The sequence below is a fragment of the gamma proteobacterium symbiont of Lampromicra miyakona genome, from assembly GCF_059730895.1.
This window is the reverse complement of record NZ_AP035932.1, coordinates 848,352-870,754: the sequence shown is the minus strand read 5'-3', so window position 1 is coordinate 870,754 and position 22,403 is coordinate 848,352. Positions and strand designations below refer to the sequence as shown.

Annotated in this window: 20 protein-coding genes and 1 other RNA gene; 8 read left to right on the top strand and 13 right to left on the bottom strand. The window is 58.4% G+C overall.

What is annotated here, in order from left to right:
- The first annotated feature begins 191 nt into the window (after positions 1 to 191).
- Positions 192 to 1,175: a tRNA-modifying protein YgfZ gene (ygfZ, locus tag AC6I8P_RS03980; protein ID WP_058781312.1), complete on the top strand. Its 984-nt coding sequence runs from the start codon at positions 192 to 194 to the stop codon at positions 1,173 to 1,175.
- Between the two features lie 52 nt (positions 1,176 to 1,227).
- Here ygfZ and trhA read toward each other — a convergent pair whose 3' ends face one another.
- Positions 1,228 to 1,881 (bottom strand): PAQR family membrane homeostasis protein TrhA, encoded by a 654-nt coding sequence (gene trhA, locus AC6I8P_RS03975; protein ID WP_481657393.1) that lies wholly within the window; start codon positions 1,879 to 1,881, stop codon positions 1,228 to 1,230.
- Positions 1,882 to 2,057: 176 nt separating this feature from the next.
- Between trhA and AC6I8P_RS03970 the strand changes: the two genes are divergently transcribed.
- A complete protein-coding gene (locus tag AC6I8P_RS03970; RefSeq protein WP_125309814.1) occupies positions 2,058 to 2,789 on the top strand; it encodes a MurR/RpiR family transcriptional regulator in 732 nt (243 codons plus the stop codon).
- Between the two features lie 124 nt (positions 2,790 to 2,913).
- Complete coding sequence (locus tag AC6I8P_RS03965; RefSeq protein WP_031279480.1) at positions 2,914 to 4,353, top strand: 6-phospho-beta-glucosidase; 1,440 nt, start codon at positions 2,914 to 2,916, stop codon at positions 4,351 to 4,353.
- Positions 4,354 to 4,413: 60 nt separating this feature from the next.
- Here the strand turns inward: AC6I8P_RS03965 and AC6I8P_RS03960 are convergent, their stop codons facing one another.
- The 8 genes from AC6I8P_RS03960 to AC6I8P_RS03925 all read right to left on the bottom strand — a co-directional run bounded on the left by AC6I8P_RS03960 (position 4,414) and on the right by AC6I8P_RS03925 (position 14,617).
- Positions 4,414 to 5,157, bottom strand: a complete 744-nt coding sequence (locus AC6I8P_RS03960) for an SDR family oxidoreductase (protein WP_498030993.1) — start codon at positions 5,155 to 5,157, stop codon at positions 4,414 to 4,416.
- A 74-nt stretch (positions 5,158 to 5,231) separates the two neighbouring features.
- Positions 5,232 to 8,105, bottom strand: a complete 2,874-nt coding sequence (gene gcvP, locus AC6I8P_RS03955; protein ID WP_021506667.1) for an aminomethyl-transferring glycine dehydrogenase — start codon at positions 8,103 to 8,105, stop codon at positions 5,232 to 5,234.
- Between the two features lie 98 nt (positions 8,106 to 8,203).
- Positions 8,204 to 8,590 (bottom strand): glycine cleavage system protein GcvH, encoded by a 387-nt coding sequence (gene gcvH / locus AC6I8P_RS03950; RefSeq protein ID WP_159377867.1) that lies wholly within the window; start codon positions 8,588 to 8,590, stop codon positions 8,204 to 8,206.
- 21 nt (positions 8,591 to 8,611) lie between these two features.
- The gene (gcvT, locus tag AC6I8P_RS03945; protein ID WP_498030992.1) at positions 8,612 to 9,709 is read right to left on the bottom strand and encodes a glycine cleavage system aminomethyltransferase GcvT; all 1,098 of its coding nucleotides are present in this window, start codon (positions 9,707 to 9,709) and stop codon (positions 8,612 to 8,614) included.
- A gap of 555 nt (positions 9,710 to 10,264) precedes the next feature.
- The gene (ubiI, locus tag AC6I8P_RS03940; protein ID WP_394517142.1) at positions 10,265 to 11,467 is read right to left on the bottom strand and encodes an FAD-dependent 2-octaprenylphenol hydroxylase; all 1,203 of its coding nucleotides are present in this window, start codon (positions 11,465 to 11,467) and stop codon (positions 10,265 to 10,267) included.
- A gap of 20 nt (positions 11,468 to 11,487) precedes the next feature.
- Positions 11,488 to 12,666: a 2-octaprenyl-6-methoxyphenyl hydroxylase gene (ubiH, locus tag AC6I8P_RS03935; protein WP_498030991.1), complete on the bottom strand. Its 1,179-nt coding sequence runs from the start codon at positions 12,664 to 12,666 to the stop codon at positions 11,488 to 11,490.
- On the bottom strand, positions 12,663 to 13,985 hold the full coding sequence (gene pepP / locus AC6I8P_RS03930) for a Xaa-Pro aminopeptidase (RefSeq protein WP_081049418.1): 1,323 nt from the start codon (positions 13,983 to 13,985) through the stop codon (positions 12,663 to 12,665). Before pepP ends, ubiH begins: the two co-directional genes overlap by 4 nt.
- 50 nt (positions 13,986 to 14,035) lie before the next feature.
- Positions 14,036 to 14,617: a YecA/YgfB family protein gene (locus AC6I8P_RS03925; protein ID WP_125309830.1), complete on the bottom strand. Its 582-nt coding sequence runs from the start codon at positions 14,615 to 14,617 to the stop codon at positions 14,036 to 14,038.
- A 170-nt stretch (positions 14,618 to 14,787) separates the two neighbouring features.
- Between AC6I8P_RS03925 and zapA the strand changes: the two genes are divergently transcribed.
- The 3 genes from zapA to AC6I8P_RS03910 all read left to right on the top strand — a co-directional run bounded on the left by zapA (position 14,788) and on the right by AC6I8P_RS03910 (position 16,016).
- Positions 14,788 to 15,117, top strand: coding sequence for a cell division protein ZapA (zapA, locus tag AC6I8P_RS03920; RefSeq protein WP_021506660.1), 330 nt, complete (start codon positions 14,788 to 14,790; stop codon positions 15,115 to 15,117).
- A 39-nt stretch (positions 15,118 to 15,156) separates the two neighbouring features.
- Positions 15,157 to 15,340, top strand: a non-coding RNA gene (gene ssrS / locus AC6I8P_RS03915) — 6S RNA.
- 70 nt (positions 15,341 to 15,410) lie between these two features.
- Entirely contained in the window at positions 15,411 to 16,016 is a 606-nt protein-coding gene (locus AC6I8P_RS03910) for a 5-formyltetrahydrofolate cyclo-ligase (protein ID WP_058771549.1), read from the top strand.
- 30 nt (positions 16,017 to 16,046) lie between these two features.
- Here the strand turns inward: AC6I8P_RS03910 and serA are convergent, their stop codons facing one another.
- Together serA and rpiA are read right to left on the bottom strand one after the other, a co-directional pair.
- Positions 16,047 to 17,285: a phosphoglycerate dehydrogenase gene (gene serA, locus AC6I8P_RS03905; protein WP_058757100.1), complete on the bottom strand. Its 1,239-nt coding sequence runs from the start codon at positions 17,283 to 17,285 to the stop codon at positions 16,047 to 16,049.
- A gap of 279 nt (positions 17,286 to 17,564) precedes the next feature.
- On the bottom strand, positions 17,565 to 18,224 hold the full coding sequence (gene rpiA / locus AC6I8P_RS03900; protein WP_021506657.1) for a ribose-5-phosphate isomerase RpiA: 660 nt from the start codon (positions 18,222 to 18,224) through the stop codon (positions 17,565 to 17,567).
- A 182-nt stretch (positions 18,225 to 18,406) separates the two neighbouring features.
- Here rpiA and AC6I8P_RS03895 point away from each other — a divergent pair, with 182 nt between their 5' ends.
- Positions 18,407 to 19,312 carry a LysR family transcriptional regulator ArgP gene (locus AC6I8P_RS03895; RefSeq protein WP_021506656.1) on the top strand — a complete coding sequence of 302 codons (906 nt, stop codon included), beginning with the start codon at positions 18,407 to 18,409 and terminating at the stop codon, positions 19,310 to 19,312.
- 115 nt (positions 19,313 to 19,427) lie between these two features.
- Here the strand turns inward: AC6I8P_RS03895 and AC6I8P_RS03890 are convergent, their stop codons facing one another.
- Complete coding sequence (locus AC6I8P_RS03890) at positions 19,428 to 20,159, bottom strand: oxidative stress defense protein (RefSeq protein WP_021506655.1); 732 nt, start codon at positions 20,157 to 20,159, stop codon at positions 19,428 to 19,430.
- A 219-nt stretch (positions 20,160 to 20,378) separates the two neighbouring features.
- Here AC6I8P_RS03890 and AC6I8P_RS03885 point away from each other — a divergent pair, with 219 nt between their 5' ends.
- On the top strand, positions 20,379 to 21,686 hold the full coding sequence (locus AC6I8P_RS03885) for an MFS transporter (RefSeq protein WP_414057164.1): 1,308 nt from the start codon (positions 20,379 to 20,381) through the stop codon (positions 21,684 to 21,686).
- Here the strand turns inward: AC6I8P_RS03885 and AC6I8P_RS03880 are convergent.
- Positions 21,673 to 22,371, bottom strand: a complete 699-nt coding sequence (locus AC6I8P_RS03880) for an IclR family transcriptional regulator (protein ID WP_021506653.1) — start codon at positions 22,369 to 22,371, stop codon at positions 21,673 to 21,675. The two genes, AC6I8P_RS03885 and AC6I8P_RS03880, sit on opposite strands and share 14 nt — an antisense overlap.
- Positions 22,372 to 22,403 lie beyond the last annotated feature (32 nt).

Below are 22,403 nucleotides of genomic sequence, written 5' to 3'. Positions count from 1 at the left end.
GTACCTGCTTTTTCGCCGCGCTGCAGGCGTGCAACCAGACGCTGCGCGCGGTGACGCACAGCAATGCCACCGGTTACAGGGTTATCACGCGATTTGTGCGCCAGATTCCGCAAACAGGTTGCAATGGCGCACTGCTCTTTTAACATTGGTAAGCATATTACTGGATAAACCTTATTGATCAGGACGGACTCATGCCGATTTTCACCCTTCCGCCTCGCCAGCCCGCTGCGGCGTCGCGCCTGCCTTTAACGCTAATGTCGCTCGACGAGTGGGCGCTGGTATCGGTGCAGGGCAAAGATAGCACCTCTTATCTGCAGGGTCAGCTGACGCTGGACGTGGCGGCGCTGGACGCAGCGCAGCATCGCCCGGCAGCGCACTGTGATGCCAAAGGCAAAATGTGGAGCAATCTGCGTCTGTTCCATCGTGGAGAAGGTTATGCCTATGTTGTGCGGCGCAATCTGCGCGAGCAGCAGGTGACCGAACTGAAGAAGTATGCGGTGTTCGCCAAAGTGACCATTGCGGCCGATGATGACGCAGTCCTGCTCGGCGTTGCCGGTTTTCAGGCGCGCGCCGCGCTGGCTAACGTTTTCGCCACGCTGCCGGATGCCACAACCCCAGTGGTACAGCAGGATGACACCACCCTGCTGTGGTTCGCCGAGCCAGCCGAGCGTTTTCTGCTGATCACCACGCCGGCGCAGGCCGAAGCGCTGCAGCAGAAGCTGGCCGGGGAAGCGCAGCTGAATGACAGCACGCAGTGGCTGGCGCTGGATATTGCGGCGGGCGTGCCGGTGATCGACAGCGCCACCACGGCGCAGCTGATTCCGCAAGCCACCAACCTGCAGGCGCTGGATGCCATCAGCTTTAAAAAAGGCTGTTATACCGGCCAGGAGATGGTGGCGCGCGCCAAATTCCGCGGCGCCAATAAACGTGCGCTCTACTGGCTGGCGGGCAGCGCCAGCAAAGTACCGGACGCAGCCAGTTCGCTGGAGTTGCAGATGGGCGACAAATGGCGTCGCACCGGCACGGTGCTGAGCGGCGTACAGCTGGATGATGGCAGCGTGTGGGTGCAGGCGGTGCTGAACAACGATCTGGAGCCGGATAGCGTGCTGCGCGTTGAAGGCGATGAAAACGGTAAGCTGACCATTCAGCCGCTGCCCTATTCGCTGGAAGAGTAACGGTTACGGCTGGTATGCCGCAGGGTCGCCATCAGTGGCGACCCTGGCCTTGTTAAATCACGTAAAAATAGATGGCGCAAAAGTGCAGCACGCTGCCGCCCAGCACGAAACCGTGCCAGATGGCATGATTGTACGGGATACGGCGCGACACATAGAAAATTACCCCGAGTGAATAGACAATCCCGCCCGCCGCCAACAGCCAGACGCCGCCGGCCGACAGTTTGGTTGCCAGCTGATAAATCACTACCAGCGACAGCCAGCCCATGCTGAGATAGGTCACCAGCGACAGCACTTTAAAGCGATGCGCAATGGTCAGCTTAAAGATGATGCCCGCCAGCGCCAGACTCCAGATCACCACCATCAATCCCTGCGCCAGCGGCGATTGCAGCCCGACCAGCAGAAACGGCGTGTAAGTCCCGGCGATCAGCAAATAGATGGCGCAGTGGTCAAATTTCTTCAGCCAGTATTTGGCACGCTGATGCGGAATGGCGTGATACAGCGTCGAGGCGAGGAACAGCAGAATCATGCTGCCACCGTACAGGCTATAGCTGGTAATGGCAGTGATATTCGCCTGCATTTCAACGGCCTGGGTCAACAGCAACACCAGCCCCACGATGCCAAACACACAGCCCAGGCCGTGGCTGATGCTGTTGGCGATCTCTTCGGCCAGTGAATAGCCCTGGGCAATAAGTCGGTTCTGTACCATGGCGTCGGATTCCTGAACATCGTAACGAAAGTTGTGCTTTTTCTGTGCACCAGAGTAGCGAAGAACAATTTCAGAGTACACATGTACGCTAAAATTATTCTGTGAAGAGGTGTGACAACCCAGCGGCAAACCAATCTGTTACACTGAGGCTTCTTTTTGCCGTGAGCGCCGCCCGAATGTTTTCACACAGCGACCTGTCCCGTTTGAATGACCTTGAGATGCAGGTTTATCACTTCATCATCAAACACCGGGAAAGTGTCAGTTATATGACCATCCGCGAACTGGCGGCGCAGGCGGGCGTCTCGACCACCACGGTGCTGCGCTTCTGCCGCAAAATGCACTGTGACGGCTGGTCAGAATTCCGTATCCGTTTTCGCCTGGCGCAGGAGGAAAGCGCGCCGGTGCTGCTGCCCTCCGGTGTCGGTGAAATGCTGAGCTTTTTTAAAAGCATCAATAACGCAGAATTTGATCAGCAGATTGCCACCGCGGCGCAAATGATTATTGAGGCTGAGCACATTTTCTTTATTGGTGCTGGTACTTCAGGCAGCCTTGGCAAATATGGTGCGCGCTATTTTTCTAATATTGGCAAATTCAGCCATCACATCGATGATCCTTATTACCCGGTGAGTAAGAGCGCCTGGGAAAATGCGCTGGCGATTATTTTATCCGTTTCTGGCGAAACCGAAGAGATCCTGCGCTTTGCCAGCCAGTTCAGTCTGCATCACTGTAAAATCATCTCCATCACCAATCACGACAACTGCTCGCTGGCGAAAATGGCGGATTTCAATCTCTCCTATCATGTGCCGCAGGAGAAACTGCCTGACCGCTACGATATTACCACTCAGGTACCGGTCATTTATATTCTGGAGACGCTGGGCCGTTATATTGCCCGCCTCACGCAGGTATAAAACAGCCTGTTTTTCGGCGGTAACAAGTCACATTTCCGCGCCGGTGTTATAGCGTGACTTTGCTATTTCAGTTGTTACACTGCGGGCAGTATTATTTTCGCCAACAGCGTGACGAGGTATTGAAATGAGTGAAGGATTGCAGTTACCCAGCGGATTTCTCTGGGGCGGCGCGGTGGCAGCCCATCAGGTTGAGGGCGGCTGGGATCAGGGCGGCAAAGGCGTCAGTATCGCCGATGTTCTCACCGGCGGCGCACACGGCGTTGATCGCGTCATCACGCCCGGCGTCCAGCCCGGCCAGCACTATCCCAACCATCAGGCGGTGGAATTCTATTCACACTACAAACAGGACGTGGCGCTGTTTGCTGAGATGGGTTTCAAATGCTTCCGCACCTCGATTGCCTGGACGCGCATTTTCCCCAACGGCGATGAACTGCAACCCAATGAAGCCGGCCTGCAATTTTACGACGACCTGTTTGATGAACTGCTGAAATATGGCATCGAACCGGTGATTACCCTGTCGCACTTTGAGATGCCTTATCATCTGGTTAAAGAGTATGGCGGCTGGGCCAATCGCAAAGTGGTCGATTTCTTTGTGCGCTTCAGTGACGTGGTGATGACGCGCTATCGCCACAAGGTGAAGTACTGGATGACCTTCAATGAAATCAATAACCAGCGCAACTGGCAGTATCCGCTGTTCGGCTACTGCTGCTCCGGCGTCGTATTCACAGAGCATGAAAAGCCGGAGCAGACGATGTATCAGGTGATGCATCATCAGTTCGTTGCCAGTGCCAAAGTGGTGAAGCGCGGCCACGAAATCAACCCGGATTTCCAGATTGGCTGCATGATCGCCATGGTACCGGTCTATCCGTTCTCCTGCCATCCAGACGACGTGATGCGCGCGCAGGAGTCGATGCATCAGCGCTACGTGTTCAGCGACGTGCAGATGCGCGGCGCGTACCCGGCTTATACGCTGAAAGAGTGGGCGCGCAAGGGCTATCACATTGAGATGGAAGCCGATGACGCCGAAACGCTGCGTCAGGGCTGCTGCGATTACATCGGTTTCAGCTACTACATGAGCAATGCGGTGGACACCAAAGCCAGCGGCGTCGACGACCCGATCACCGGCTTCGACGGCGTAGTGCCTAACCCACATGTGAAAGCGTCCGACTGGGGCTGGCAGATTGATCCGGTCGGCCTGCGCTACGTGCTTAACGCGCTGTATGAGCGCTACCAGAAGCCGCTGTTTATTGTTGAGAACGGCTTTGGTGCCATTGATAAAGCCAATGCTGAGGGCGTAATCGAAGATGACTACCGCATTGATTATCTGCGCGCGCACATTGAAGAGATGAAAAAAGCGGTGGCGCTGGATGGTGTCGATCTGCTGGGCTATACGCCGTGGGGCTGCATCGACTGCGTCTCCTTTACTACCGGCCAGTACAGCAAGCGCTACGGCTTTATCCACGTTGATAAAAACGATGACGGCAGCGGCAGCTTTGCCCGTTCGAAGAAGAAGAGTTTCGCCTGGTATCAGCAGGTGATTGCCAGCAATGGTGAAGTGCTGTAACCGCTTATAGCGCGCGACGTAAAAATGTACGCCGCGCGCAGACAGGCTGTGGCGTGCGGCTCAACGGCCGCCTGATGCATCAATAAAGCTGCCGGTGACGTAGGAAGCGGCGTCACTGGCCAGCCAGATGATGGCGGCAGCGATCTCTTCCGCCTGGCCGCCGCGCTGCATCGGCAGCGATGCCGCGAGACGATCAACGCGCCCCGGCTCACCGCCGTCGGCATGCATATCGGTGTAGATCAGCCCTGGCCGCACGCTATTGACGCGAATCCCCTGCGCTGCCACTTCCAGTGACAATCCTCTGGTCAGCGTATCCATCGCGCCTTTCGACGCCGCGTAATCGACATACTCATTGGGCGAGCCGGTACGAGCGGCCGCTGACGAGACGTTAACAATAGCGCCGCCCTGACCGCCGTGTGCGGTGCTCATCCGTTTTACCGCTTCGCGGCAGCAGATAAACGTGCCGGTGACATTGGTTGCCAGCACGCGCTGAATGCGCGCAGCATCCAGATCCTCAACCCGGCACTGGGAGAAGAGAATACCGGCGTTATTCACCAGCACGCGCAGCGCGCCCGGCTGCTGATCCAGCTGGCGGAACATGCGCACCACCTGCGCTTCATCGGCAATATCCGCCTGTAAGGCAAACGCGCTGCCGCCCTGCGCTTCGATATCTGCTAACACCTGCAACGCTTCTGCTGCGCGCTGCCGGAAATTGATTGCCACGCGATAACCCGCCTGCGCCAGCAGCAGCGATGTTGCCCGTCCAATTCCGCGGCTACCGCCGGTGACCAGTGCCAGATCCATATGCTTCTCCCATAAAAAAAAGGCCGACAAATCGGCCTTTAGTATTACTGAAGGGTTTGGATTACGCCTGCAGATTACTGGTATTCGCTCATCGGAACGCATGAACAGAACACATTGCGATCGCCAAACACATCGTCGAGACGCTTAACGGTCGGCCAGTATTTGTTGGCGCTGCCGGCCGGGAAGACCGCCAGCTCGCGGCTGTACGGATGAGTCCAGTCGCCGACGATTTCCATCTGGGTATGCGGTGCATTCACCAGCGGGTTGTCGTCAGCCGGCCATTCACCGTCGGCCACGCGATCGATTTCCATGCGGATCGCCAGCATCGCGTCAATAAAGCGGTCCAGCTCGATTTTGCTCTCGGATTCGGTCGGCTCGACCATCAGCGTGCCGGCGACCGGGAACGACATTGTCGGCGCATGGAAGCCGTAGTCGATCAGGCGTTTCGCGATATCCAGCTCGCTGATGCCGGTCTGCTCTTTCAGCGGACGAATGTCGAGAATGCACTCATGCGCCACGCGGCCGTCGCGGCCGGCGTACAGAATCGGGTACGCTGACTGCAGCCGGCTGGCGATGTAGTTGGCGTTGAGAATCGCCACCGAGCTGGCCTGCTTCAGCCCTTCTGCGCCCATCATGCGAATGTACATCCAGCTGATGGGCAGAATAGATGCGCTGCCGAACGGCGCCGCAGAAACCGCGCCCTGCTGGGTCAGCACGCCGTCAATCTGCACCACGCTATGGCCCGGTACGAATGGTGCCAGATGCGCTTTTACCCCGATGGGCCCCATGCCCGGACCGCCACCGCCGTGCGGAATGCAGAAGGTTTTGTGCAGGTTGAGATGCGACACGTCAGCGCCAATGTAGCCAGGCGTGGTGATCCCGACCTGCGCGTTCATGTTTGCGCCGTCGAGGTACACCTGGCCGCCGTACTGATGCACGATCTGGCACACTTCGCGAATGGTCTCTTCGTAGACGCCGTGCGTCGACGGATAGGTCACCATGATGCACGACAGCGCATCACCGGCCTGCGCTGCTTTTTCACGCAGATCGCCGAGATCGATGTTGCCCTGCTTATCACAGGCCACCACCACGACCGCCATGCCCGCCATCTGCGCGGACGCCGGGTTGGTGCCATGTGCCGAACTCGGGATCAGACAGATCGTGCGGCCCGCTTCATTACGGCTCTCATGATAGCGACGGATGGCCAGCAGACCGGCGTATTCGCCCTGCGCACCAGAGTTCGGCTGCATGCACAGCGCATCGTACCCGGTGAGCTGAACCAGCCACTGGGACAGCTGGCCGATCATCTGCAGATAACCGCTCGCCTGCTCTGCCGGGCAGAACGGGTGCAGTTCAGCGAATTCCGGCCAGGTGATCGGAATCATTTCGGCGGCGGCATTCAGTTTCATGGTGCATGAGCCGAGCGGGATCATTGCCTGATTCAGCGCCAGATCCTTTTTCTCCAGGCTGTGCATATAGCGCATCATCTCAGTTTCGCTGTGATGACGGTTGAACACCGGATGGGTAAGGAATTCGCTGGTACGCTGCTGGCCTGCCGGAATGGCGCTATTTTCCGCCGCCACCGCGGCGTCCAGCGCCTCGATATCCTGGCCGTGCGCATCGCCCAGCAGAATGGCAAACAGCGCCAGCACGTCTTCACGCGTGGTGGTTTCATCCAGCGTGATACCGACCGCATTGAGGATATCGCTGCGCAGGTTGACGCCGAAGCTCAGCGCACGGTTCAGCACCGCCGCTTTATCGGCAACTTCAACGGTCAGCGTATCGAACCAGCTGTGATGGCGCAGCTTCAGGCCGCCGTTTTGCAGGCCTGCTGCCAGAATCGAGGTCAGACGGTGAATGCGCGAGGCGATGCGCTTCAGTCCGGCCGGGCCATGGTAAACCGCGTACAGGCCGGCGATATTCGCCAGCAGCACCTGTGAAGTACAGATGTTGGAGTTGGCTTTCTCACGGCGGATGTGCTGTTCGCGCGTCTGCATCGCCATGCGCAGTGCAGTGTTACCTGCGGCATCGCGTGACACACCGATGATACGGCCCGGCATGGAGCGCTTGTGCTCATCACGGCTGGCAAAGAAGGCCGCGTGCGGACCGCCGTAGCCCATCGGTACGCCAAAGCGCTGGGCGGAACCAAAGACAATATCAGCACCCTGTTTGCCCGGCGCTTCCAGCTGCACCAGCGCCATGAAATCCGCCGCCACGCTCACTACCACTTTGCGGCTTTTCAGCTCAGCAATCAGTTCACGGTAGTCGTGCACTTCTCCGCTGGTACCGACCTGCTGCAGCAGCACGCCAAACAGATCGTCGTGCTCGCGGGCTTTTTCGGCGCGATCGATAATCAGCTCAAAGCCAAAGGTTTCGGCGCGGGTGCGCACCACATCCAGCGTTTGCGGATGGATGTCATCGGCGATAAAGAATTTGGTCGCGTTTTTCAGCTTGCTGACGCGTTTAGCCATCGCCATCGCTTCGGCGGCCGCGGTGGCTTCATCCAGCAGCGAAGCTGAAGCGATATCCAGCCCGGTGAGATCGAGCGTCAGGGTCTGGAAATTAAGCAGCGCTTCCAGACGGCCCTGCGACACTTCCGGCTGATACGGCGTGTAGGCCGTGTACCAGCCCGGGTTTTCCAGCATGTTGCGCAGAATCACCGGCGGGGTGATCACGGCGCTGTAACCCATTCCAATCCAGGATTTGTAACGCTGATTCTGGCTGGCAATGGCTTTCAGCTCTGCCAGCGCCTGCTGTTCAGTCGCGGCATCGCCTACCGCCGGCGGGCCTGGCAGCTGGATATCAGCAGGCACAATTGAAGCGATCAGCGAAGCCAGCGAGCTGGCACCAATCGCTTCCAGCATGGTGGCCTGCTGCGCGGCATCAGGACCGATATGGCGCTCAATAAAAGCACCGTTATGTTCGAGCTGGCTGAGAGTCTGAGTCATTTACAGTACATCCTGAATCGGGCTGGGTGACAAAATGGCATTAAATCAGGCAGATAAAAAAGAAGGCGCCGCAGTGCAGCACCTTCAGAGACTACCGGTTACTCATCGATGGACGCTTTGTAGGCGGCAGCATCAAGCATCGCGTCGAGCTCGGACTCGTCGCTGGCTTTGATGCGGAACAGCCAGCCGGCGGCGTACGGTTCGCTGTTCACCAGCTCCGGGGCATCGCCCAGCTCTTCGTTGACCGCCACGATTTCACCGCTCAGCGGGGCATAGATATCCGATGCCGCTTTCACGGATTCGGCTACCGCACAGTCGTCACCGGCGGCAAAACTGGCGCCCACGTCTGGCAGGTCGACAAACACCATGTCGCCCAGCAGTTCCTGCGCGTGTTCGGTGATGCCCACGGTAAACGTACCGTCAGCTTCTTTACGCACCCACTCGTGGCTATCACGGTACTTCAATTCATTTGGCACATTGCTCATCGCCATTTCTCCTGAAAAAAATTACTGAGCGACCGGCTTGCCGGCGCGAACAAAAATAGGTTTAGTCACTTTCACCGGCATTTCACGATTGCGGATTTCAACAATCGCCTGCTCACCGATACTGGCCGACACGCGCGCCAGCGCAATGCTGTAGCCCAGCGTTGGCGAGAAGGAGCCGCTGGTAATGATGCCCTGCTGCGGCTGTCCCTGCGCATCGGTAAAGCGCACCGTCAGACCGTTACGCAGCACGCCTTTTTCGGTCATCACCAGCCCGACCAGTTTTTCCGTGCCGTTCTCGCGCTGCGCTTCCAGCGCTTCACGGCCAATGAAATCACGGTCGGCGGGCTCCCAGCTGATGGTCCAGCCCATGTTGGCGGCCAGCGGCGAAACGCCTTCATCCATCTCATGACCATACAGATTCATGCCAGCTTCGAGACGCAGCGTATCGCGTGCGCCCAGCCCGGCTGGTTTCACGCCGGCGGCCAGCAGCTGCTGCCAGAAATCTGCGGCCTGAGCGGCAGGCAGGGCGATTTCATAACCGGCTTCACCGGTATAACCGGTCGTGGCGATAAACAGATCGCCGGCCTGTACGCCAAAGAACGGCTTCATGCCTGCCACCGCGTCACGCTGTGCCGCGCTTAACAGGCTCTGTGCTTTTTGCTGCGCGTTCGGCCCCTGTACGGCGATTAGCGCCAGATCGTCACGCTCGGTGAGCGCAACCCCAAACGGCTGCGCATGCTCAGCGATCCACGCCAGATCCTTCTCGCGCGTGGCGGAGTTGACCACCAGGCGGAAGAAATCTTCGCTCATAAAGTAAACAATTAAATCATCAATGACGCCAGCTGAAGCATTCAGCATGCCGGTATAGAGGGCTTTGCCGGGCTGGGTCAGTTTGGCGACGTCGTTGGCCAGCAGGTAACGCAGAAATTCACGGGTGCGCGCGCCGTGCAGATCGACAATGGTCATGTGGGAAACGTCAAACATTCCGGCATCGTTACGCACCGCATGGTGCTCATCCATTTGCGAGCCGTAGTGCAGCGGCATCATCCAGCCGTGGAAATCCACCATGCGGGCACCGCAGGCCTGATGCTGTTCGAATAGAGGCGTTTGCTGAGTCATAACCATCCTGTGAAGACAAGTGAGTGTGACGCGCCTGCGCCGTCAGTTTTGAGCGACGCAAACGTTCTCTTTAAGCTGAAGTTACCACCGAATACGGCAATTAACCATAAGCAAAACGAGGGTGAAACCTTATCATCCTTTGTGCTGCCCCGGCAGCCACGCCAGCACATCTCACTGCATTTATGTGATTTACCGCGCATATAATTCACCTGTTGCGCAGTAATTCAGCCGAATAATGGAACCTGTGCCGCAGACAAGGGAAATGGTTCGGGAGCAAAAAGCATTTTGGATTAGTTAAAGTAATGCGAATTGAGACCTGAAATTAGAATAAATCAAATGAAGGGCAATTTGGGTGCAGCGATGCACAATAATGGTGCCGGGGCGGGTTTTGCAGTGACATTACCGGGTGCGCACAGGGTCGCGATGGATGGCGACAACGCTGTGCAGTTCGGTGATTCATGAGCGGCAGCCGACTGCCACACCCACCCTTGAGGGCGATCGCGTAACGTCAGTGCAGGAAAAACGGCACCTGAAACGGTGCCGTAATAAGGAGGGTTAGCGGATCCAGCCGGGCAGGTCGTTGAGGCCCATGGCCTGCTTCAGCAGTAACGGCTTTACGCCAGGCAGCGTGTCGGCCAGCTTCAGCCCGACGTCGCGCAGCAGTTTTTTTGCCGGATGGTGGCCGGCAAACAGCTCACGGAAACCCTGCATGCCGGCCAGCATCAGCGCTGCGCTGTGCTTGCGGCTGCGTTCATAACGACGCAAATAGAGATGCTGGCCGATATCTTTGCCCTGCTGATGCAGACGGCGGATTTCGCCAATCAGCTCGGCGGCATCCATGAAGCCGAGGTTAACCCCCTGCCCGGCCAGCGGATGGATGGTATGCGCCGCATCGCCCACCAGCGCCAGCCGGTGCGCAGCAAAGTTGCGGGCGTAACGCGCCGTCAGCGGGAAGGTTTTACGTTCGCTTTCCACCTGGCACAGACCAAGGCGCATATCGAATGCTACCGACAGCTGCTGGTTAAACAGCGCTTCCGGCATGGATTGCAGTCGCGCCGCTTCCTGCGGTGACAGCGACCAGACGATGGAACACAGGTGCGGATCCTGCATCGGCAGGAAGGCCAGAATGCCGTCGCCGTGGAACACCTGACGCGCGATGGCATCGTGCGGCATATCGGTGCGTACATTGGCCACCAGCGCGTGATGTTCGTAATCCCAGAAAGTAATCGGGATATCCGCTTTGTCACGCAGCCACGAGTTTGCCCCGTCCGCAGCAATCAGCAGGCGCGCGCTCATCATGCTGCCGTCCTGCAGGGTAATAAAGGCTTCGTTATCGCCAAACGCCACCTGCTGCAGCTGAGCCGGTGCAATCAGCGTCACCTCGTTGCACTGGCTGGCGCGCTGCCACAGCGCACTGTGAATCACCTCGTTTTCAATGATATGTCCGAGGTGCGATAGCCCCTGCTGCTCGTCATCAAAGCTGATCGAGCCAAAGCTGTCCTGATCCCACACTTCCATGCCGTGATACGCGCTGGCGCGCAGCGCGAGAATGGTCGACCAGACATCAAGTTTTTGCAGCAGACGCTCGCTGGCGGCGTTGATGGCCGAGACGCGAACCGACGCTGGCGCCGCCGCATCAAATTGTGGCTCAGGCGCTTTTTCCAGCACCGCAACGCGCAGGCCGCTGCCCTGTAAGCCACAGGCCACCGCCAGACCGACCATGCCGCCACCGGCAATCGCCACATCAAATGTTTGCATTGCTGCCCCTTAATTCATGCTTAACGCTTAACCCAGCCGAGCGTGCGCACGGCAAGTGGGTTTCGCAGCCATGGCAGGTGGTCCATTGCCACCAGCCCAAGATTTCGTCCTGCCACCAGCGGGGCATAACGGTTGGCGAACAGCCGCACCAGACCGTCGGTGACGCCAATGGTCGCCGCACGATCCGGCTGGCGGCGCGCAGCAAAATGGTGCAATACCGCGTGGCTGCCCGGATCCTGCTGGTGACGATGCGCCGCCGCAAGGGTTTCCGCCAGCGACATCACATCGCGCAGTCCGAGGTTAAAGCCCTGCCCGGCGATCGGATGCAGCGTCTGGGCCGCATTGCCGACCAGCGCCAGCCGGTGCGTCACCTGACGCTCTGCGGTCTGCAGCGCCAGCGGATAGATTTCGCGCTGGCCGGCGTGAGTAAAGCGCCCCAGCCGCCAGCCAAAGGCGCGCTGTAATTCATGCAGGAAGGTGGCATCGTCCCACTGCTTAACCGTGGCTTCGGCCGCCGCCGGATGACACCACACCAGCGATAGACGGTTGCCGGACATCGGTAACAGCGCCAGCGGGCCATGCTGCGTGAAGCGCTCAAACGCGCGGCCCTGATGCGGCACCTGCGTCGCGACGTTGGCAATCACCGCCAGCTGCTGGTAGTCGTCGCGCTGCCAGCGCATGCCGCAGGATGCTGCCAGCGGCGAGCGTGCGCCGTCAGCGGCCACCAGCAGCGCGCCCTGTAACGTTGCGCCGCTGCTGAGCGTCGCCTGCACGCTATCGGCGCTGCGGGTTACTGAGGTAACGTGATCCGGGCAGCACAGCGTCACGCCGGGTGCCTCACGCAGACGTTTAAACAGGCGCTGTCCCACGTCATACAGCTCGACCACGTTGCCCAACGCCGACAGCTGATAATCCTCAGCCTGCAGCTGAACAAACCCGCTGTGCCCGCGATCGGAAACGTGGATGTGGGTAATGGGCGTGGCGCAATCCGCCAGCGACCGCCACAGGTCAATCTCCGCCAGCTGCTGACAGGTGCCCGCCGCCAGCGCGATGGCGCGCCCGTCAAAGCCCGGGTGCGCGCGGCTGTCCGGCTGATGACGTTCAATCAGCGTCACCGGCAACTGGCCCTGCGTCAGATGCGAAATCGCCAGTGCCAGCGTGGCGCCGGTCATGCCGCCGCCTGCAATCAGGATACTCATACGCTGCGCGCCGCCGCCATCAGTGCTTCGATCGCCTCAGCGTCTTTTACCACGCTGTCGGTCAGGTTTTCATTACCGTCGGCGGTGATAACGATGTCGTCTTCGATACGGATACCGATGCCGCGATATTGTGCCGGCACTTTGGCATCCGGCGCGATATACAGGCCCGGTTCAACGGTGAGCACCATGCCGGGCTCAAGCAGGCGGTCGCGGCTGGGCGTGCCGTAGTGGCCGACGTCATGCACGTCCAGCCCCAGCCAGTGACCAAGGCCGTGCATAAAGAACGGACGGTGCGCCTGCTCTTCAAACAGCGTATCGATATTGCCTTCCAGAATGCCCAGATCGACCAGACCGGTGATCATGATACGCACCACTTCGTCGTTGACTTCATGGATGCTGATGCCCGGGCGGAACATCGACAGCGCCTTATACAGCGAGGCGAGCACGATGTCGTAGATCTCGCGCTGCGGCTGGCTGAATTTACCGTTAACCGGGAAGGTGCGGGTGATATCGCCGGCGTAGCCATGGAATTCGCAACCGGCATCAATCAGCACCAGATCGCCGTCGCGCATTTCGCTTTCGTTTTCGGTGTAGTGCAGAATGCAGCCGTTCTCACCGGAGCCCACGATGGTGTTGTAAGACGGAAAGCGCGCGCCGTGGCGGGTGAATTCGTGATGGATTTCGCCTTCCAGTTGATATTCAAACATGCCGGGACGGCACGCCTGCATCGCACGGGTATGTGCCAGCGCGCTGATTTTTCCTGCGCGGCGCAGAATGGCGATCTCGTCTTCGCTTTTAAACAGGCGCATCTCATGCACCCAGGGACGCCAGTCGGTCAGCGTCGCCGGCGCGCTGAGGTTTTGCCGGAAACCGCGGCGCAGTTTCTCCAGCGCGCTGAACACCAGCGTATCCGCTTCCGCGTATTCACCCTGTGCGTGATAGACCACATCGAGTCCGTTGAGCAGCTGGTGCAGCTGCTCGTCAATCGCATCCCACGGGAGCGCGCGGTCAACGCCCAGCTTCGCCGGTGCGGCTTCCTGACCAAGCCGACGCCCGAACCAGATCTCTGCCGTCAGGTCGCGTACGCGGTTAAACAGCACGCTGTGGTTATGATTGTCATCGCTCTTGATTAATACCAGCAGCGCCTGCGGCTCGTTGAAGCCGGTGAAGTACCAGAAGTCGCTGTTCTGGCGAAAGGGATATTCGGTGTCGTTGCTGCGCGTCACTTCAGGTGCAGCAAAAATCAAAGCCGCGCTGCCGGGTGCCATGCGGGCGATCAGCGCCTGACGACGTTGCCGGAAGGATTCCAGTGTAATCATATTTGCACTCCCTGTAGAAAACGGGCAGCGACCTGCCCACGATGACGCGCTTAGTGTAGCGTAGGTTTTTGCACTTCCGGTGCGGTCGGCGTGCGTGGCCGGGTGAAGGTGTCATGGCACAGCAGCGCGGCAACGCGCACGTACTCAATCACCTCTTCCAGCGACTGTTCGAGCTCTTCCTGATCTTCATCTTCATCGTAGCCAAGTTGCGCAATGGTGCGCAGATCGTCAATCGCTTCGCCGGTCTCACCGGTCACTTTGTCCAGCTTCGGCTGCGTCACGCCCAGGCCCAGCAGGAAGTGATTGACCCAGCCGGCCAGCGCGTCAGCACGATCGAACACCGTGATGTCATCCTCATCCGGCAGCATCAGCTGGAACAGGAAACCCTCTTCATCCAGCGTGTTGGCCAGGTTTTCATGCAGCGCCTGCAGCGGCTGCGACAGGCTTTGCGAGAACGCCATGCCCTCGTTAGTCAGGTCGTGCACCAGGGTTTTCCAGCTGCTGTCCTGATTGCCGCCGCACAGAATGCCACACAGCAGTCCGTGCATCTCGGCGGGCGTCATGCCTACGCCCTGCTGGGAAAGTGCCGCGGCCAGCGCGTTGTAAGTGGGTGTTGCGTTCTGTAAAGACATAAGCTTTGGTCGTCGTTGGCAGAATAAGTTCGTGTTATGCTACCACCAGGTGCCTCAGGGTTTCCAGAAAAGGGGTTGTAACTTATCACGCGGGTCTATATAGTTGCGCACCTCCCAACCCATTGACAGGTAAGGGAGATGCGAACGAAGTAATCAGTCAGGATGGTGGCATGTCTGCACAACCGGTAGATATTCAGATTTTTGGTCGTTCATTGAGAGTGAATTGTCCGCCTGAACAGCAAGATGCGCTGAATCTGGCCGCAGAGGATCTCAATCAACGGTTGCAAGATTTAAAAGTTCGCACTAGAGTCACAAATACAGAGCAGCTGGTGTTCATCGCCGCGTTAAACATTTGCCACGAGCTGGCACAAGAGAAAGGTAAAACGCGCGATTACGCAGCCAATATGGAACAACGCATCCGTATGCTGCAGCAGACCATTGAGCAGGCATTAGTTGAGCAAGGTCGCATAACTGAACGTCAGGGCCCTAAATTCGAATAACACTTCATGGTACTCGTGTTAGAGTAACGGTGAAGTCAATTTTCTCTGAGATGTTTGCAAGCGGGCCAGTCCCCTGAGCCGATATTTCATACCAACAGAGTGTGACGCTCTGTAACCTGTGAGCATGCTCGGTCCGTCCGAGAAGCCTGATGGTTACGACGGCATACTCACCTTGAACCAAGGGTTCAAGGGTTACAGCCTGCGGCGGCATCTCGGAGATCTCCTCTTAGTTCCACCCTGTTATTCCCGGTGTGATAATGTGGCTATCAACAGCCTTATCAGCCGGGGACATCATGCCAGCACCTTCTCTTCTCGACCGTCAGGATATTCGTCAGCATGTGCGCCATCTGCGCCGCAATCTTACGCCTGAGCAACAGGTTGAGGCCGCCGATCTGCTGGCTGAACATGCCATCAATTTTGCCCCGCTGGCCAGCGCACAACGCATCGCGCTGTTTCTCTCCGTCGATGGCGAAATCAATACCCGACCGCTGATTGCCAAACTGTGGCAGCAAAAGAAGCAGGTCTTTCTGCCGGTGCTGCACCCATTTGCGCCCGGTCACCTGCTTTTTTTGCGCTATACGCCAGAAACCCCGCTGCGACCTAACAAGCTGCGCATCCCTGAGCCGCCGCTGGATATCACGCAGCTGGCCACACTCGATCAGCTGGATGTGATGCTGGTACCGCTGGTGGCGTTTGACGCGCAGGGACAACGCTTAGGCATGGGCGGGGGTTTTTACGATCGCACGCTACAGCACTGGCAACAGCATGGCTTTTTACCGCTGGGTATTGCGCACGACTGCCAGCGCGTGGATGCGCTGCCGGTGGCGGCCTGGGATGTGCCATTGCCGGCAATTCTGACGCCGTCAAAGCTGTGGCAGTGGGAAACGCTGGCGGGATAAAGACAGGGCGCCCAGCGGCGCCCTGCACTGTCAGTACAGCAGACGGGCGCGAATAGTGCCCGGAATCGCCTTCATCAGCTGCAGCGCTTTCTCCGCTACATCTTCTTCGGCATCAATATCGATAACCACATAGCCCATCACTGGCGAGGTTTGCAGATACTGAGCGGCAATGTTGATGCCCTGCTCGGCAAAGATCTGGTTGATGGCGGTCAGCACGCCCGGGCGGTTTTCATGGATGTGCAGCAGGCGGCTGGCGCTGGCAGCGTGCATCGGCAGCGAGACTTCCGGGAAGTTTACTGCGGAGAGCGTCGAGCCGTTGTCAGAGTACTTGGCCAGCTTGCCAGACACTTCCAGACCGATGTTCTCCTGCGCTTCCTGCGTTGATCCACCGATGTGCGGCGTCAGGATCACGTTGTCGAATTCGCACAGCGGCGAGTTGAACGGATCGCTGTTGGTTGCAGGTTCAACCGGGAAGACGTCGATGGCGGCACCGGCGAGGTGCTTGCTGGCCAGCGCATTACACAGCGCCGGGATGTCGATCACGGTGCCGCGCGCGGCGTTGATCAGCAGCGCGCCGGGCTTCATCAGCGCCAGCTCTTCGCTGCCAATCATGTTCTGCGTGGACGGCGTTTCCGGCACGTGCAGGCTGACCACATCACTCATGTTCAGCAGGTCAGAGAGATGGCGCACCTGGGTGGCATTGCCCAGCGGCAGCTTGTTTTCGATATCGTAGAAAAATACGTGCATGCCGAGGCTTTCCGCCAGCACGCCGAGCTGCATCCCGATATGGCCGTAGCCAATGATCCCCAGCTTCTTACCACGCGCTTCGTACGAACCGGTGGCGATTTTATTCCAGATGCCGCGGTGTGCTTTGGCGTTGGCTTCCGGAATGCCGCGCAGCATCAGCAGCATTTCGCCGATCACCAGTTCCGCGACTGAACGGGTATTGGAGAACGGGGCGTTGAACACCGGCACGCCGCGTTTCGCTGCCGCGCTGAGATCAACCTGGTTAGTACCGATACAGAAGCAGCCCACCGCCACCAGCTTTTCAGCCGCCGCGAAGATCTCTTCAGTCAGTTGGGTACGGGAACGGATACCAATGAAGTGGGCATCGCGGATGGAGGACTTCAGCGTCTCAGCATCCAGTGCGCCTTTGTGGAACTCGATGTTGGTGTAACCTGCGGCGCGCAGATTATCCAGCGCACTCTGGTGAACGCCTTCCACCAGCAGGAACTTAATCTTGTCTTTTTCCAGTGATACCTTTGCCATTTCCCGACCCTATTCAGAATTCAACGAGGACTACCATAAGGTAGCCTTCTGTCAAAATATCAAAATTTTCCGGCGCGGCAATACAAACGATTGCCTGCACGCCAGCACGCGCCCACGTGCAGACAACACAAATCCACACAAAATCGTGAGATGACGAGAGCGCAAAGTACGAACCTGCTGTTGATGAATCATTTGTGACATAAGTCACCAAATTTCACTGCAGCAAGAAAAGATGTTTTGCGGATGGAAATAACCGGCGCTGGCGGCGCGCCGGTGAGATCAATTGGTGATGGTTTTCACGCCGTCCGGCGTGCCAATCAGCGCGATATCCGCTCCGCGCGCGGCAAACAGCCCCACGGTGACGACGCCCGGCAACGCATTGATAGTTTTTTCCAGCGCAATCGGGTCAAGGATGCGCAGATTATGTACGTCGAGAATAATGTTGCCGTTATCCGTAACCACGTGCTGACGATACTCCGGCAGGCCGCCCAGCTTCACCAGCTCCCGCGCCACATAAGCGCGCGCCATCGGAATCACCTCCACCGGAAGCGGGAAGTTGCCCAGCACATCGACCTGCTTGGACGCATCAGCGATGCAGATAAATTTCTGCGCCACCGCCGCGACAATTTTCTCACGCGTCAGCGCTGCGCCGCCGCCCTTAATCATCTGCATCTGTGGATTGATCTCATCAGCCCCGTCGACATACACCGACAGCGCATCCACGTTGTTGAGATCGAACACCGGAATGCCCAGCGATTTGAGCTTTTCGGTTGAGGCTTCCGAACTGGAAACCGCGCCCTCGATCTGATCCCTGATGGTACCAAGCGCGTCAATAAAGTGCGCCGCCGTTGAACCGGTGCCTACGCCAACAATGGTGCCTGGCTGCACGTACTGCAGCGCTGCCCAACCTACCGCTTTTTTCAGTTCATCCTGGGTCATGGTATGTTTAAAACCTGTGCGACATCGAAGTGCGCGTAGTATAAAACAAGGCGCTGTCAAAAAGCGCGGCTGACCGACGTTGGATGTAAGCCTTTGGAAGCCAGCCCGCAAAAACGCGTCGGCCGCACAGCTTCGCCGTTTTATGGCATAGTAGTTTCCACCCTGAACGAGAGAGAACAATAATGAAACGCCCGGATTATCGAACGCTTCAGGCGCTGGATGCTGTGATTCGCGAACGCGGCTTTGAGCGTGCCGCCCAGAAGCTGTGCATCACGCAGTCTGCGGTGTCGCAGCGCATTAAACAGCTGGAAAATTTATTCGGTCAGCCACTGCTGGTGCGTACCGTGCCGCCGCGACCGACCGAGCAGGGACAAAAATTGCTGGCGCTGCTGCATCAGGTGGAGCTGCTGGAAGAGGAGTGGCTGGGCGATGATAACGGTGGCACCACGCCGCTGCTGCTGTCGCTGGCGGTGAACGCCGACAGTCTTGCTACCTGGCTGCTGCCGGCGCTGAAAGATGTGCTGGCCGACTCGCCGGTGCGCCTGAATCTGCAGGTGGAAGATGAAACCCGCACGCAGGAGCGTTTACGGCGCGGTGAAGTGGTCGGCGCGGTGAGTATCCAGCCGCAGCCGTTGCCAAGTTGCCTGGTGGATCAGCTGGGTGCGCTGGACTATCTGTTCTGCGCCTCGCCGGAGTTTGCCGCGCGCTATTTCCCCAATGGCGTGACACGCTCGGCGCTGCTAAAAGCCCCGGCGGTGGCGTTTGATCACCTCGACGATATGCATCAGGCCTTTTTGCAGCAGAACTTTGATTTATCGCCGGGCAGCGTGCCGTGCCACATCGTGAACTCGTCAGAGGCTTTTGTGCAGCTGGCGCGTCAGGGATCGGTGTGCTGTATGATTCCGCACCTGCAGATTGAGCGCGAGCTGGCGCAGGGAGAGCTGGTCGATTTGACGCCGGGTCTGTATCAGCGCCGGATGCTGTACTGGCACCGTTTCGCGCCGGAAAGCCGCCTGATGCGCAGCGTGACCGATGCGCTGATTGCCCACGGCCACCGCGTATTGCGCCAGGATGAAGTTGCGGCTTAGCGCCCTTCAGATTAGCGCACAATAGTCGTAGCGGCGCGATTCATCGCGCGATTTGACAGCGGTTCTGCTGCTGGAGAGCGCGATGAATCGCGCCGCTACAATTTTACAGGCTAACTTACTGCGCCGTATTCGGTTTGATTTCGAACACCACATCCACCTGATCGTCAAAATGGATGCTCTGCTGCTCGTAGGTCTGCTGCGCGGTGGTGTCCGCTGCGGCACCGGCCGCTTTGTACATGCGCGCCATCGGCATCGGCTGGTAGTTAGCCACGTGATAGCGAATGCTGTACACCGAGCCCAGTTTGGCATTGAAGCCTTCCGCCAGGGCGCTCGCTTGCTGTGTGGCATTGGCAATCGCCGCTTTACGCGCCTGATCTTTGTAGCTGTCTGCGTTAGCCACGCCCAGCTCAACAGAACGAATCTCATTCAGGCCCGACTTCAGCGCGCCGTCCAGCAGCTCATTCAGCTTATCCAGCTGGCGCAGCGTCACTTCCACCTGACGCACCGCACGGTAGCCTTTCAGCACCGATTTACCCTCTTTGGTGTAGTCATACTCCGGCTGGGTGCTGAGATTAGCCGCATCAATATCTTTCTTCTCGATGCCGTTCTTTTGCAGGAAATCAAAATATTGCGCCACGCGGTCGTCAGCCTGTTTTTTTGCATCCGCCGCGTCTTTCGACGAAACATTCACCACGATGGAGAGCGTAGCCATATCCGGACGGGCATCCACGCTGGCCTGTCCTGATGTCACCACGTGCGGTCCGTTCGGCACTTCTCCCGCCTGGACCAGACCGGACAGTGCGCCCGTGCTCATTACGGCGGCCAGCGCCAGTGCTTTCAGTTTCACGAAAGTCCTCCTTGAAGGGTTCAATTTGCAGGTCGCCACTATGGCGAAACCCAAAACACATTACTATGCGTGATGGTCTGAGTTTGAAATTAGCAAAAAGTTCGGCTTTGCTCAGGTTTAACGTATCCGCGATCGCAAATTTATCGCTACAGATTCGCTGAAAAGCGCCGCCTGCGTTTCTATTAAAGAAACACTTCTGCCCCTCGGGAGAGTTGTATTATGACAGAACAGCCACTTAGCCAAAGCGCGGTCAGCGTGCGAGCCGGACGCACTCGCTTTATGATGCTGGCACTGGTGTTTATCAACATCATCATTAACTACATGGATCGCACCAACCTGTCGGTGGCCGCCACGCAGATGGCCGGTGAACTGCGCTTCACGCCGCTGGAGATGGGCCTGATCTTCTCGGCGTTCGGCTGGATCTATGCGGCGCTGCAGATTCCCGGCGGATTTCTGATCGATCGTCTCGGCGCGCGGCTGGTATACGGCGCGGGGCTGTTTGCCTGGTCGCTAATCACCGCGCTGCACGCTTTTGCCAGCAGCTTCGGCGCGCTGTTCGGTCTGCGCCTCGGCGTCGGCGCCTTCGAAGCGCCGGTGATGCCGGCTAACAATCGGGTGATTTCCAGCTGGTTCCCCGAGCAGGAGCGTGCCAGTGCAATTGGCATCTACTCGTCCGCACAGTTTGTTGGCCTCGCCTGTATGACGCCGCTGCTGTTTCACGTGCAGGCTGCGTTTGGCTGGCGCGGGCTGTTTCTGATTACCGGCGTGGCGGGCATGATTTGGGCGCTGGTGTGGTATCTGCTGTATCGCGAGCCGCACCAGCACAAAGGTGTATCAGAGGCTGAACTTAACTATCTGCGTGACAACGGCGCACTGCTGGAAAAGCGTCACGGCTGCCAGCCGCCGCGCGCGCGCTGGGCCGATCTGGCGCAGATGTTTCGCAGCCGCAAGCTGGTCGGCATCTATATTGGCCAGTTCACCATCTCGGCCACCTTCTGGTTTTTCCTCACCTGGTTTCCCACCTATCTGGTGGAATATCGCCACATGGACTTCATTAAGAGCGGCTACGTGGCGTCGCTGCCCTACTTCGCGGCGTTTTGTGGCGTGCTGCTGGCTGGCTTTGCCTCAGACCGCATGATCCGGCGCGGCATGTCAGCAAGCGTGGCGCGCAAGCTGCCGGTGATCCTCGGTCTGTTTCTCACGCTGTTCATTCTGGGTGCTAACTACACCGAAGATTCGCGGCTGATCATCCTGTTTATGTCGCTGGCGTTTTTTGGTAATGGCCTGGCGACCATCACCTGGGTGTTTGTTACCGCGCTGGCGCCGCGCCATCTGATCGGTCTGGCCGGCGGCGTATTTAACTTTACCGGCGCGCTGTCATCGATCGTGGTGCCCATCGCCATCGGCGCCCTGATTGACGGCAGCAACTTCGCGCCGGCGCTGGCCTTTATCGCCGTGCTGGCCGCTATTGGCATCTGCAGCTATCTGTTTGTGGTAGGAAAAATTGACCATGTCAGCGCGCGCTGATGAGTCGTTTCGCCAGCGCGTGCAGCTGTTGCAGACGCTGCGCCAGCTGGGCTTCATCGGCCTGCCATATTTTGGCGAAGGCCAGCGCCGCGCGGTTGTTATTGATAGGCTGCGCCATACTGATTTCGCCGTCCTCGCGATGCCACACCAGATAATCCCCGGTGCGTTTGCGCGCCAGCAGCGGCGCAATTTGCGCCCACTGTTCGTCACTGAAGCGTGGCCGCAGCACCTCGTCACTTTCCGCCGCCAGCAGCGCGACGCCAATCACCGACTGCCACGCTGGCAGCATGCGGAATCCGGCCAGCGCCTGGCTGGTACTGGTACGCTCGCCGGGCTCCGAGTGCCAGATGTAGATGACCTGGTCCTCCCACAGCACGCCAAGCGCCACCACGATATCGCGCGGCGCGTGCGCCTCCAGCTGCGGCAGTGCCGAAGCAAACAGCGACGATCCACGAATGGCCTGCGCCGCCAGCGCATGAATGCCCGGGCCCGGCAGATAGCGCCGGTGTTCATCCTGAATCGTCAGGCCGATGGACGCCATGGTCATCAGCAGACGGTTTACCCGCGTGCTGTTCATCCCCATCTGACGCGCCAGTTCACGGCCGCCGACCGCTTTGTCACTGGAGACCAGATATTGCAGGCAGCGAATTCCGTCAATCAGGCTCTGGTTGGGTTGCGAAGACATAAATCACCTTGTGACGGTAAAAATTCAATCTT